Genomic DNA, 12,489 nt, shown 5'->3' with positions numbered 1-12,489 from the left:
CGAACCGATTTCTTGTGGATCGTGCAGACGTTTATGTTGCGTGACCAGAAGGTTGTTGGGTGGCATGGCTTTGTTGGCGATGCAGTAGCAGCAAGCTATCGTATTCCTAGAAATATGACCGCGCGTGACGCTGCACTGGATTTCTGGGGTTTCTTCAACGAGGACTTCGGCGGTGAAGACCGCACCGTGCCCGGTTGGTTTGCAGGTCTAGACGATCCGACATATCGACAAGGCGCGTCTGATTGACCGACTACGTAGCGCTCTCCAATTTGACCTGCGTCGTGAACCCACGATCGCCGATACTGTGCGCCACCTCGGTCACCAGCCAGCCGATCGCATCTATCGCCGGCTTGTAGCCGCTGACCTTCGCCTTCGTCTCGGGGTGGAGATCCGCGCGGCCGAGCGCCAGGGTGAGCGATAGCGACACCGGCTCGCGACCCGCGCGCGCCCTGGCGGCGTTGGCAGCGGTCTGCGCGTCTTCCTCGCTGGCGAACACCTTGGTGAGCGTCTTTGCTCCCTTCGCCTCGCCGGCGACGAAGTGCTGCCGCTTGCCCTCTTTCCGATCGTGCCACGTCGCCTTCACGCCGGGTACGTCCTCGCGCTTCTGCCGACTGAACTGGTGCTTGTCGCCGTCGCGCCGCGCGATCGTCACCGTCGTGAGCGTTTTGCCGGTTGGCGTCGTGACGGCGCCGATCGGCGATAGGATCAGTACGCCGCGCAGGATCTTCGCGACCGCGCCGCGCTCGCGGCCGAGACGGCGCAGGAAGGCGAGGTCGCTCTCGCGGTTTTGCGCCTTGGTGGTGATCGCGACACCAGCGAGGCTGGGCGCGCAGCGCGGCGTCAGACCCTGCGCCTGCGCGATCTCGGCGACGATCGCGCCGAGCGTGGTGCCGTGCCAAGCCTTTTCGCGCCTGGTCTTCAGGTCGCCGGTGAAGTCAGCCGCGCGAGCGCGCACGGTGATAACGTCGGGCGGTCCATCGTGATTGACCTCGTCCACGATGAACCAGCCCTTGTCGACCAACCCGGGCACCACGTCGCTGCCCTGCTTCCAGCCGAGCCAGACGTGGATCTTCGCGCCATCGGCTGGTAGCGCGACGGCGCCGTCGCTGTCATCGATCACGAGGTCGAGCTGGTCGGCTTCTTCGCCGCGTTTTTCGGTGATGCCGAGGCTGACTAGGCGCGTGCGCGGCGGCTTGCCGCCCGGCTGCGGCACCTTGCCCTGCAGCGTCGGCGTAATGTCGGTGCCGTCGACCAGGACGCGCAGCGCAGGGATGTTGGCGATCATGCGTCGGCGCCGTCGACGCGGAGCAGGTCGATGGAGAAGTCGATCTGCCGCGGCGTGCCATCAGGCCAGAACGCCTTGCGGCGATCATCGATGGTGGTGATGACGAAGGCGCCGTAGACGTAGCCGCGCCCGTCGACCAGCGACCAGGCGTCGCCAGTGCCTGCCATGCGGCGCAGCTCGTCCACCGACACCTCGCCGTCCGCGATCTCGGCGAACACGGTGCCGGGCAAGCTGATCGTTTCGTCGCCGGGTCCGGTGAACTGCGTCGCGTCGCGCGCGCCGACGCGGGTGGAGGAGGCGTGACGCCAGGTGGCGCGCCGCGACAGCTCATCGAAGGCGAGCGTGTCGATCGAGAAGACGAAGAGGCCGAGGGCGAGCAGCATCAGGCGGTTTCCCAATCAGGCGTGTCACCGTAGCTCGAGCGCCCGCGCGCGGCGGTCTCGCGCTCGCGCCGGTCCAGCTCGTCAGCGACCGCGCGCGCCAGATCCTGCGCGTTCTCGCCCGGCTGCTGGTTGATGGTGATGTTGTAGGTGCGCCCGCCGCCCGCGTTGCCAGCGCCGGCCGCGCTGGCGGCAGCGGCAGGCGACGCCATCGCGAGTGCGGGCACCGCGGTGCCCGTGACGATCGCCGACGACAGCCGGCGCGAGAGGCTGTCCATGCGGCGCACCGGCTCGCTCTCCTGCGCGGCGATGCCGTTGGTCAGGCCGTCGATGATGTTGCCACCGAAGCCGGCGAACACGCGGCTGGGCGAGTGGATGTCGAGCTTCTTTGCAAACCAGCTCGCGGCCGAGCTGGCGACGCCGACGATGGTGGAGCGGAGCGCGCCGACCATGCCGAGCACGCCGCGGATCAGCCCACTGATCATGTCGCGACCGAACTGCGCAAACCGCAAAGGGAGAGCGGCGAACCAGGCGAGCGCGCCGAGGCCGGTCGCCTTGATGCTGGACCACACGCCAGCGAACCAGCCGGTGATCGCGCCCCAATTGGCGTAGATGGCGTAAGCCGCGGCGCCGATCGCGACGACGCCCGCCACGACGGCGAGCGCGATGCCGATCACGGGCAGCAGGCCTATGCCGAGTGCGCCGGCCGCGAACGACAGCGCGGCAAAAGGCGCAACCAGGCCGGCGATCACGATCGCGCCACCGCCGAGCACGAAGAACAGGGAGGCGAATGCGGCAGCGCCGACGCCTAGCGCCTTGGTGAGACCGGGATAGCGGTTGGCGACATCGCCGACCCAGGTGGCGAATGCGGTCGCGCGCACGACGACGGCGTTGACGGCCGGGAGCAGCTGCGCGCCGAGCGTGACCGCGAGGGTGGTGGCGTTGATCTTGAGCTGCTTGGTCTGCTCGGCCGAGTCTTGCATGCGCACGGCGAAGTCGCTGTCCGTCGTGCCGCCCGCACCCGCCGCCTCAGCGCGGATCTGGCGATAGAGCTGCATGTTCTGGATGAGCGGGCGCAGACCCTGCTGCACCTGCGCGTCCTCGAATAGATAACCGAGCTTTGACAGGTCGCCCTTGAGCGTCTTGTTGGTCAGCTCGGCAATCGCTTCGAGGGGGGTCTTGCCCTCGGCATAGGCCTTCTTGAGCGCAGCGGGCAGGTCAACGCCCATCTTCTCGAACGCCTTGTTGGTGGCGGGCGAGGCGATCTTCTGCAGGATGTTGGCGAGGTTGGTGCCGGCGGTCGCGGCGTCGCCCGCGCCCTTGCGCGTGATCTGCAGGCCAGCGGCGAGATCCGCGACCGCGAAGCTGCCGGTCTGCCCGAGACCCTGATAGGCGGCGGTCAGCGCAGGAAAATACTGCGCCATATCCTTGATCTCGAATGCGCCCGCCTTGCCCGCGGTCGCCATGATGTCGATCACCTTGCCGGTCTGCGCGATCGGCACCTTCAGATTGTCCGTCGCGGCATAGGCGGCAGCCGATAGGTCGGCGATCTCGGCCTTGTACGCCGTCGCCGCGCGCCCGATCGGTGTCATCATCCTGACCGCGTCGGGAACCTTGGCGCCGAGGCCGGCGAGCGTATCGACGCCGGCCTGCAGGTCGGCGGGCATTTGGTTGGCGGCGCGCGCGGCAACGAGTAGGTTGCGGCCGAGCTTCTCCGACGCGGCGCGCGACAGGTCGGCCTTCTGACCGATGTCGGTCATCACCGATTCGTATTCCTGCGCGGCCTTGACGCTGGCGATCAGTGGTGCCGCCATGACGACGCCCGTGCTGATCGCAGCCGCGCCGCTCGCCGCCATGCCGGTCGCCACACCCTGCATGCGCGTGAAGCGGGCGCGACCGGCGTTGATGCGGCGCTCGCGGTCGGCGAGACGCCCGAGCCGCTGTTCCTGGTCGCGCAGCTCGTCGGTGGTGCGACCGGCCTCGCGGCGCAGTTCGCGCTCGTGCCGCGCGAGGTCGGTGGTGGCGATGCCGGCGGTGCGCAGCCGGTCGCGCAGCTCGCCGAGCTGGCGCGTCTCGGCCTGGTGCTGGCGCTCGAGCTGCTGCAGCTCGGCCTTGGCGCGATTGAAATCGCGGGTGAGCGCGCGCGTCGGGTTCTGCGTCTGTGCGACCTCGCGCCCGAGTGCCGCGGCACGCGCGCGGGCGGCGTCCAGTGCGCCCTCGGTCTGGCGCAGGCCAGCCTTCAGCCCGCGAAATCCGGCGATGTTGGTCTGCGCGCGGTCGATCTCCTTCAACCGGTCGCGGGTTGCACGCAGACCTTCCGCGGCCTTGGTCGACCCGCCGGCGATCTCACGCAGCGGGCGGGAGACCTTGTCTCCCGCCTCGAGCAGCATGCGGATGCGCAGGTTCCTGTCCACGCTACTTCCCCTCGGGATTGTGGCGGCGCGCAGCGCGCTCGCGCCATTGCATCAGGTCGGCGACGGAGAGCGCGTTGAGGGCGTCAGGCTGCCAATGGAAGACGAAGGCGATGTCCGCCATCGGGTCTTCTACGCAGCCTGGGAGAGCGCCTCCTTCGTCGCAGTCGGCAGCAAAAAATCAACGAGGATCCCCGCCAGCATGGTCACGTCGGCCGGGTCCATCGCGTCGACCAGGTGCGGGTGGAGCACCGGGCTGGTGACGCGCGGCGCGACGAGCGCGACCTGGTTGTATTCCATGCGCACCAGTCCGCCGAGGTTCGCGCCGCGCAACGCGCCACCCATTGGCTTGCGCACCGTCACCTTCGTGCCGGCCGTGATCACGACCTTGTCGGCGACGACGATGTCGTATTCGAGTTCCAGCTCGCCCGAATTGGCAGGCGCCGTAGCGGGGTTGTTCTGATCGTCCATGTTCAATCCATTCAGGGCAGGGGGAGCAGTGGCGGCAGCGCTGGCGCTGCGGCTTAGATGCCGAGCGCGGCGCGGTGACCGGCCATCAGGTCGACGCCGCCAACGAGCTCGACCATGCCGAGCACGTCGATCTCGATCACGACTTCGCCGTTCCAGGTAAGCTTGTAGTAGGAGAGCTGGCTCTTGACCTTGAACTCGGTATCCTCGCCGGGCTTCAGCTCGCCCATGTCGATCTCTTCGTGCCGGCCGCGCGTGACGATCTCGACCGTGTCGATCGCGCCGGTGTCGTCGTTCTGGAACGCGCCGACGAAGCGCTGCTGGACGCCCGAGAGCGTCAGCATGGCAGCCTGGCGCAGCACGCGGCGCATAGGGCCACCGTAGGTCGCCTCCATCTCGAGTGCCTCGCCGCCCATGTCGACCTTCACCGGGCGGTTCATGCCCCCGGCGCGGAAATCCTCGAGCTTGCGGGTGAGCTTGGGCGGGGTGACGGATACGACCTCGCCGAGGCACGACTCGCCGGCGTTGAAGATGTTCATCTGCTTGAGCTTGGTGGGGAACGCCATGACGGCAGCCTTTCAGTCGCGGGAAGGTAGGGCGGTGTGGTCGGTCAGCTGCCGGCAACCAGACTGGCAAAGTCCGCGAAGAACTCGTCGCTGATCTCCTGCTCGAGCCCGAGCGCCTCGAGCGGGGGCACGAAGGTGTAGCGGTAGCTGATCGCCAGCTTGCCCGCCTTGAGCTGGTCGACCGGGTTCTTGCCCGGATCAAAGGTGGCAACGGCACCGAGGATGCGGCCGGCGCGCTTCTCGGCGCGGAACAGCTCGTTGATCTCCTCCACGATGTCGCGCGCGAGGCTGGGCACGAGCGGCTTGTCGATGCCCCACACCAGCCCGAGCGCGACCGAATCGGCGAGGATATGCGCGGTGCGGCAGGCGCTCTCGAAGGCGAAGTCGCTGCCCTTGTCGGCGCAGGTGCGGTTGCCCCAGAAGCGGAGGTCGCCGGCGATGCGCACGACGGTGACCAGCTCGCTGGCGTTCAGCACGTTGGCGTCGCATTCCGCGTCCTGAATGTCGAAGGTGACCCCGGCGGTCAGGCCGTCGATGTCGGCGAGCGGCACGTTGGAGAGCGTCTTGTGCCAACCCTGCGCCTGGTCGATCGCGGCACGCGCGCCCATCGCGACCGCAGCGACGGGTACGGGAACGCTCGCGCCGGCCTCGCCATAGGGCGCGGTAACGCCCGGCCACAGCAAGGTGAGCGCACGCGCGTCGGGGAAGAGACCTCGATAGGCAATCGCTTCGCCCCGGTCGTCGCCGATCGCCGCGGCGTAGACGCGCGCGCGCAGTCGCTCGCCGACCGCGACTAGCGCCTCGGTCACCAGCTCGTCCTCAAGACCGGGCGCGCCGATGATACGCGGCTGCAGCCCGAGCTGCGCCGAGGCGGTGAGCAGCGCCTGCATGCCCGATTTCACACCCGCCTCATCCTGGCCAATGATCGCGGCGGTAGTAGCAGCGGCATCGGCACCGGGCGCGACACGCACGACGATGACGGGCGCGTCGACCTGACCCTTGATTGCGGTCAGCGCGGTGCGCAGCGTGCCGCCCGCGCCCGCCTTGGTGATGGCATCGGCGAGGTTGGTCACCTTGACGGGCGTGTCGAGCGGGAAGTCGGCTGCGTTCGCGGCTGGCGCCGTGGCGACCAGGCCGATGACGGCGGTAGCGACGATCGCGATCGAACGCTGGGTGTTTCTGACCTCGGCGACGTTGATGCCGTGCATAAAGCTCATGCGAAGGTGACCTTTCAGGCGAGCGCCGACAGGGCGCGGATGGTGGTGGAGGCGGAGAAGGCCGGATTGCCGGCAACGTCGGTGCGGCGCCCGGTGACGGTCAGCACCGCCTCGTGAGGCTGGTCGCCGGGCGAGAGCATCACGCGCGAGATCCGCGCGCGCCCTTCCTGGCGCAGCAACGCGAGCGCGGCTGCGGCGAAGATGCGCGTGCGACCGACTGCGTTGTTCGGTTGGTCGAGCAGCTCGGGCACGCGCGAGCCGTACTCGCGACGCGCAACACGGGTGCCGATCGGCGTGCCCAGGATGTCGCCGATCGACTGCGCGAGGTGTTCGGCGCCGGCGAGCGGAGTGCCCGTGGTGCGGTCCATGCCGTTCATTGCGGCTTGCCCGACAGCCCCTGACCCGCCTGCACCGCGACGTGGACGTGATCCTTCAGGCTTTTGCCGGCGCCGATCACGTCGGTGTCCGAGACGATCTTGCCGGTCGAGGTGATCTGGCCGTCGACGGCGAGATTCCCGGTCAGCTGCATGCCTCCATCGGCGACGAGCACGATGGTCGCGCCGGCGGGCAGGTAGGCGGTAAGCGCATGCGCCACCGGATCGTAGCCGATGAGCGCCTGGTCGGTGAAGTCGATCAGCGTCTTGGTGTCGCTCGCGGGTTGCGGGCGGGCGTTGCTAGACAGACTGCCGAGGATGATACCGCGAGCAACGTCGGCTTCCGGTGCCAGCACAAGAACCTGCTCGCCCTCGCTCGGCGGCGACCAGATGCGGGTGTCGCCCATGCGCGGCGACAGCCAGGGGATGTCGCCGGTGACGAGATCGTCGGCGAGCTGCACGCGTGCAGTGCCGGCCGTAAGGTCGACCGACACGACAGTGCCTTCGCGCGCGAGGTCGCCGATGAGGCGCTGTAGGTCGGGAAGCTCGCCCATGCCGCGACCATGCGCGGGGTACCGGCAGAGGCGAGTCCGCGCTCTTGTTGAATCGCTTTCTACAAGAGCGCTACTTCAGATCCCGTATTCGGCCGCGATGCAGTCGATCAGCTCTTTCCCGAGCGCGCGCCAAGCGGCGCTGGCGAGCGGGCGCGTGCTGATCGCGGTGAGGCCGATCTTCGCCGAGGCGGAGTAGCCGTCCTGCCATCCGCCGATGTTCCAGGCGGTGTCTGACGGCGGTGCGGCAAACGGGGTGGATACGATCGAGCCGTCACGACGCATCACCGCGCCGGTGGCGGTGTCGGCATCGTAGGAGAATATCGCGATGCGCTGCCCCGGTGCGATGCCGGACTGTATCACGCCATCGGCGTCGACGTTGGTCGACAGGTAGCGAAGCTGCCCGTCCTGGTAGCGCACGTGTCCGACCGGCGGATTGGCAGGACCGATCCCCCACAGCACCGAGGGGAGCACCGCGGCGTCCGCGTCCGACACCTCCCACGCCATGATAACGCTGAACGACCCGGCCGGGCGAAGACTGCTCGAGCGGAACCAGCGGGTGGCATTGTGATCGAAGCGCAGCGCGGGCCTGCCATTGATCGAGGCAGGCGACGGCGCTGCGGTAGCGGCGCCGGCGAGCGACCAGGAAACGCCGAGCGCCGCCCGGTCAGGGACGATGCCACCGGAAAGCACCGCAGGGTCGAAGAGGTGGGTGACGCCTGCGGCATCGCCGATCCGCGCGAGATCGCGCTGGTACCCCGACACGTCGATGCGGATCATGCCGGCGCGGAAGCTGGGCGGATAGGTGCCGCCGGCAGGCAGCGGCTCGCCTTCGAACAAGGGCATAAAGTGTCTCCAGTCAGGCGACCGCGACGGCACAATGTGCCATCCAGTCGTGCAAGGGGGTGCCATCGGGCGCGATGTCGGTCGAAATCGTGCGGATGCAGCAGCGCGGACCGGTGGTCGGGCCGGCCTTCGCGCCCGGCACGCCTTCGAGTGCGAAGCCGAGCGTGCCCGCAACCGCGCGAGCGAGGGTGAGCGTCAGCTTGCTGCCGCTCACCGCGATGTTGGAGATCGCGACCGACGCACCGCCGGCGTCGCGGTACACGAGCCCGAGCTGCCCCGGATCGCTGACCAGCGCGGTGTCGATCGCGAGCGCGGCATTGTCGGGCACGTGAAGGTCGACGGTCACGCTGGTGCCGTCGCGGGTCGCTCCCGTGGCGTAGAGGCCGGCGCCGTCACCGCCGCGCAGGACGCGCGCGCCCGCCCGGCCGGCAAGCGCATCGAGACGACGGTTGCCCTCGGGCGCCAGGTGAATGCCGTCGGCGGCATACGGGAGGAAATAGAGGGGGGTGAAGACAGCGTAGAGCGCGGGGTCGGCGAGCATCGCCGCCATCTGGCCGAGCGGCACGCCCGAGGTCGCGGTCGCGGCACCGTAGTTCGTCCAGCTCGACGGCTGCGCGAGCAGGATCTTCGGCGACGCCGCGGGATCGAGGCAGATCGCGCGCACGTCGGCGAGGATGTCGGCGCCGAACTCGGCCAAATACCCCTGATACGTGGCGCTCGCGTCGGCGTAATTGTCTTCGCCGTGCACCATGATGAGCGCCGGAACGCGCGCGCTCATGCCGGCCGACCACGCCTGCAGCTTGCCGGCAACGAGGGTGCGCAGGAGGTTGGCATAAGGCACGGTGCCCTTGCGCAGCGAGGCGTAGGCACGGCCACCGATGCCGTGCGATGAAACGAGCACGCCCGTCGACGCCGGAGAGGCCGCGAGCAGCGCGTGTGCGGCGCGCATGCCGAGACCGCGTCGCTCGGCCTCGGCACCGCGCAGATCGTAGGTGGCAGCAAATGCGCTATCGTCGAGCGCCGGCACTGGCACCGTGGGGTCGACGTAGGCGGGACCGAGTTGCGAGCCGCGCTCCGAAAACGAGATCGCGCGGCCGGGATCGAGTGGGTCGAGGTCGAGGGCACCGGCGACGAAGCCGGTCGAATTCGATTGCCCGTACCACGGCAGCAGCAACAGGTCGGTGATGCCGGCGAGCAGCCGCGGCCGGCGCGACAGGTCGAGCGTGCGCCGCGTGACAGCGGCAGCGCTGCCGCTCACCCAGGCGAGCAGGTCGCCCGCCAGGCGCGGCTGCCGATTGTCACCGTCGAGGTAAGTGACGCGGGCGGCACGCTGCGCGCCGTCGATCACCAGCACGTCGCGCGCACCCGCCGGGCCATCATCGAACGCCGTGCGATCGAGGCTGTCGCCTGCATCGCCAGCCCCTACGGCACCCGCGACATAGCCATCGGCGTCGACCAGGCCGCGCAGGATCGGCAGGTGCGTGTAGACCCGGATGCGTCCATCGGCGCCGGGGTTGGTATAAACGCGACCCTCCTCATCCATCGCCCACGCCGCGTAACCATCGGCGTCGATCCCGCGCGCCAGGACGATCCGCTTGCCGTTCACGACCGGGTAGGGCGTGCGCAGTCCGAGCGTGGCGGCAGCAACAGCGCGATCCGCTGCCGCATTGGTGGCGTCGAGGTAGGGGTCGAGCAGCGCGCCCAGGCGAGCGCGTCGCGTCTCGCCGTCAATGAGCACGGGCACGGTCTCGTCGCCGCTCGGATAGGCAAGGGCTGGAAGCGCGGAAATCTTCGCCATGCGTCAGCGTCCCGTGGCGCGCCAGCGAAAGCCGCCAGCCGCGTCCTGCGTGTTGGAGTTGTCGGATTGCAGGAAGACGACGGCGCCGTTGAGCGACACGCTGACCTCCTGCACCAGGTGGCTGCCCGAGGTGGACTGCGCGGTGTTGCGCACGGTGCCGCTGACACCGAAGCATTCCTCCTTGAAGGGGATTGCGAAGGCGATCGGGATCGCCGGTTCACCGGTGACCGCGCCGTCGACGTAGCCCCACTGCTCGATGTAACCATCGCTCCACTCGCGGTAGCCGGCCTGGGCGGCGAGATTGCTGCGCACGACGTAGATCACACCCGCCGCGGCTAGCGCGGCCGGCGTCACCGCCATGTCGAGTGCGGTGCCGTCGCGCACGTCGTCGCCGGTCGCGGCGTCGACGGTGAGCGTGCGATTGGTGTCGTTGCGACCGCCGCCCTTGACCAGCCCGCTGCCGTAGATCGTGCGCGCGGCGAGCCCCTCGACCGCCTCGATCACCGCGGCGACAACGTCCGCGATCATCGCCTTGACCACCGCTCCGGTAGTGACACGAAGCGCGTCACCTGCCTGTGCCTCGGCAAACGTCGCCAGCTCGACTACGCCCTTGCGTGCTTCGGTGCCCGGCGGGTTGAGGAAGTTGGTCGGACCGAAGGTCAGCTGCTCGACGCCAGCGACCGGGAAGGCGATGTCGATCGCGAGCGCCATCATCGAGCCGGACGATTTTTCCGCGATCGCGCCGGGCTGGCTGTAGGCCGCGAAGAGCGTGCCATCGGCGAGGAACAGGCCGAAGCCGGTGACCGAATAGGTGACGGCCTCGTCATCGGTCACGGTCAGGTGCACGATGTCCTGCGCCTCGACCGATCCCGACACGCTGGTGAGACGGCGGAACTCTCCCGGCAGGTCCGTCAGCGTCGGCGCGGCAACGAAAGCGGCCGCGGTCAGCCCGACCGACGCGATCGTCAGGTCGATGTCGTCGTCGGCCTGCGCCGCGGTAAAGCGGCCGAGACCGGCGGTGGTCATGATGAGCTTGAGCGCGGTCATGGCGTCGTGTCCAGGTAGCTGCCGTCGCCGGCCTCGATCGGCTCGCCATCCTCGGTCTGCAGCATGGCTGCCCAATCGAGCGAGGTGTCGATCGTCATGTCGGCGTCAGAGCGGGTGTAGGAGGCGGCGCGCACCACGCCTTCGATGCCGACCGCGCCCGCGACCGCGACCTGCTGCACCACGCGCATCTGCTCGCGCAGCGGCTTCACGCGCGACACCTCGCGAATGATCGCGTCGGCGAAGGCGGCGCTGGCGCGGCGACCACCCGGCGCGGTGCCATCGGGCAGCACCATTGGGATTACGACATCGAAGGTATGCGGCGTGGCGCGAGGGCTCGCCTCGTGCCACTCGACCACTTGTGCCAGCCGATCGAAGCGGGCGAGCACGGTCTCGACCGACAGCCGGGTGCCCTTGATGCGGTGCATGGCGATCGATGACGCGACCGCCTCGCGTTTGTCGGCCTCCGACCAGTCGGCATCCCAGCTGTCGACCGACGCGCCCCAGGCGAGCCACGGCAGCAGCTCGGCCGGGCAGGCGAGGGGATCATCGATCACGTCGGCGGGCGTGTCGAGCGCGAGGATACGCACGCCCTGCTCGAGCGCGCGCTCGAGCGGCGTGCTGTTGGGCGGCAGCAGGCTAGTCGTCATAGCCGGCGTGGGTCACGGTGATGGCGGTGCACAGCGCCGCCTGCGTGGCGTCGCAGACGATCGGCGCAATCGGCGCGATCAGCTCGACGCGCTGGACGCCCTCGACGGTCAGCGCGGCGTAGAGGCCCGACAGCGTGATGTCGCGGCCGAGCCGGCGCGCATCGGCGATGTAGCCGTCGAGCTTCGCGCGCGCGGACGCGAGGACGAGCGCGGCGTCGGGACCGGCGAAGGTCCACAGGCGGGCGGTCACGACGAACGGCACCAGCGTGGCGGACACAACCGTGACCAGGTCGCCGAGCGGGCGCACCGCCTTGTCGGTGACGATCTTGCGCACGGCGTCGAGCAGCTCGTCCGACGCATTGCCGTCGCCCTCGGCCGAGAGCACGGTCACCAGCACCTCTCCCGGTGCGGGGTTGGTGGCGCTGGCATCGAGCACCAGCGCGGAGGCGTCGCGCGCGCGCTTCACATACGCCAGTTCGGGTCCGGCCGCGGCGAAGCCCTCGGGTGCGAGCACGATGCGGGCGCGCAGTGCGTCGTCGCTCTCGCCGGCGAGCCGCGCCACGCCGATCGCGGCACCGATATGATCGAGGGTGGAGCCAGTCGCGTAGGCGACCAAGCGCTGCTGCAGCCGGTCGTTGAAGTCGGCGCGCAGCATCATCTGCTCGTAGGCGGCGATCTGCAGCACCTTGACCGCTGGGTCGCTGTCGACGGTCGCGTCGAAGCTCGGCAGCTGCGCCTGCACGCGGGCGATCAGGCCCACGAGGATCGTCTCATAGTCGAGCTGCTCAACGATCGTCGGGGCCGCAAGACGCGACAGGTCGACGGAGCTGGAAGCGGGCGCGGGCATGGCGCGGCCATGTCGGGTGCGACGCGCGCGCGTGGCGAGGGCGCGCTCTTGT

At 69.1% G+C, this 12,489-nt stretch carries 15 protein-coding genes; 1 reads left to right on the top strand and 14 read right to left on the bottom strand.

All coding sequences use genetic code 11. The features are described from left to right. Nucleotides 1–12: 12 nt before the first annotated feature. Nucleotides 13–246: a hypothetical protein gene (locus tag Q0579_RS01415; RefSeq protein ID WP_298808386.1), complete on the top strand. Its 234-nt coding sequence runs from the start codon at nucleotides 13–15 to the stop codon at nucleotides 244–246. A 4-nt stretch (nucleotides 247–250) separates the two neighbouring features. Here the strand turns inward: Q0579_RS01415 and Q0579_RS01410 are convergent, their stop codons facing one another. The 14 genes from Q0579_RS01410 to Q0579_RS01345 form a co-directional block, all read right to left on the bottom strand. Next, a complete protein-coding gene (locus Q0579_RS01410) occupies nucleotides 251–1,285 on the bottom strand; it encodes a contractile injection system protein, VgrG/Pvc8 family (RefSeq protein ID WP_298808384.1) in 1,035 nt (344 codons plus the stop codon). Next, nucleotides 1,282–1,668, bottom strand: a complete 387-nt coding sequence (locus Q0579_RS01405; RefSeq protein WP_298808375.1) for a phage tail protein — start codon at nucleotides 1,666–1,668, stop codon at nucleotides 1,282–1,284. Before Q0579_RS01405 ends, Q0579_RS01410 begins: the two co-directional genes overlap by 4 nt. Further along, nucleotides 1,668–4,079, bottom strand: coding sequence for a phage tail tape measure protein (locus tag Q0579_RS01400; protein ID WP_298808373.1), 2,412 nt, complete (start codon nucleotides 4,077–4,079; stop codon nucleotides 1,668–1,670). The genes Q0579_RS01405 and Q0579_RS01400 overlap by 1 nt, the downstream gene beginning before the upstream one ends. Before the next feature lies 1 nt (nucleotide 4,080). Next, nucleotides 4,081–4,200: a GpE family phage tail protein gene (locus tag Q0579_RS01395; RefSeq protein WP_298808372.1), complete on the bottom strand. Its 120-nt coding sequence runs from the start codon at nucleotides 4,198–4,200 to the stop codon at nucleotides 4,081–4,083. 8 nt (nucleotides 4,201–4,208) lie between these two features. Next, nucleotides 4,209–4,547, bottom strand: coding sequence for a phage tail assembly protein (locus Q0579_RS01390; protein WP_298808371.1), 339 nt, complete (start codon nucleotides 4,545–4,547; stop codon nucleotides 4,209–4,211). A 53-nt stretch (nucleotides 4,548–4,600) separates the two neighbouring features. Continuing rightward, complete coding sequence (locus tag Q0579_RS01385) at nucleotides 4,601–5,110, bottom strand: phage major tail tube protein (protein WP_298808370.1); 510 nt, start codon at nucleotides 5,108–5,110, stop codon at nucleotides 4,601–4,603. Nucleotides 5,111–5,154: 44 nt separating this feature from the next. Beyond that, the gene (locus tag Q0579_RS01380; RefSeq protein WP_298808368.1) at nucleotides 5,155–6,327 is read right to left on the bottom strand and encodes a phage tail sheath subtilisin-like domain-containing protein; all 1,173 of its coding nucleotides are present in this window, start codon (nucleotides 6,325–6,327) and stop codon (nucleotides 5,155–5,157) included. A gap of 14 nt (nucleotides 6,328–6,341) precedes the next feature. Continuing rightward, the gene (locus tag Q0579_RS01375; RefSeq protein WP_298808366.1) at nucleotides 6,342–6,695 is read right to left on the bottom strand and encodes a GPW/gp25 family protein; all 354 of its coding nucleotides are present in this window, start codon (nucleotides 6,693–6,695) and stop codon (nucleotides 6,342–6,344) included. A 5-nt stretch (nucleotides 6,696–6,700) separates the two neighbouring features. Further along, a complete protein-coding gene (locus Q0579_RS01370) occupies nucleotides 6,701–7,255 on the bottom strand; it encodes a phage baseplate assembly protein V (RefSeq protein WP_298808364.1) in 555 nt (184 codons plus the stop codon). 75 nt (nucleotides 7,256–7,330) lie between these two features. Continuing rightward, nucleotides 7,331–8,098, bottom strand: coding sequence for a hypothetical protein (locus Q0579_RS01365; RefSeq protein ID WP_298808362.1), 768 nt, complete (start codon nucleotides 8,096–8,098; stop codon nucleotides 7,331–7,333). A gap of 13 nt (nucleotides 8,099–8,111) precedes the next feature. Beyond that, nucleotides 8,112–9,896, bottom strand: a complete 1,785-nt coding sequence (locus Q0579_RS01360) for a hypothetical protein (RefSeq protein WP_298808360.1) — start codon at nucleotides 9,894–9,896, stop codon at nucleotides 8,112–8,114. A gap of 3 nt (nucleotides 9,897–9,899) precedes the next feature. Further along, on the bottom strand, nucleotides 9,900–10,943 hold the full coding sequence (locus Q0579_RS01355) for a hypothetical protein (RefSeq protein ID WP_298808357.1): 1,044 nt from the start codon (nucleotides 10,941–10,943) through the stop codon (nucleotides 9,900–9,902). Further along, nucleotides 10,940–11,590, bottom strand: coding sequence for a phage tail protein I (locus tag Q0579_RS01350; RefSeq protein ID WP_298808356.1), 651 nt, complete (start codon nucleotides 11,588–11,590; stop codon nucleotides 10,940–10,942). Before Q0579_RS01350 ends, Q0579_RS01355 begins: the two co-directional genes overlap by 4 nt. After that, nucleotides 11,580–12,437, bottom strand: coding sequence for a baseplate J/gp47 family protein (locus Q0579_RS01345; protein ID WP_298808355.1), 858 nt, complete (start codon nucleotides 12,435–12,437; stop codon nucleotides 11,580–11,582). Before Q0579_RS01345 ends, Q0579_RS01350 begins: the two co-directional genes overlap by 11 nt. Nucleotides 12,438–12,489 lie beyond the last annotated feature (52 nt).

It is taken from the genome of uncultured Sphingomonas sp., assembly GCF_936927845.1.
GTDB lineage: Bacteria > Pseudomonadota > Alphaproteobacteria > Sphingomonadales > Sphingomonadaceae > Sphingomonas.
This window is presented reverse-complemented; position numbering and strand designations above follow the sequence as displayed.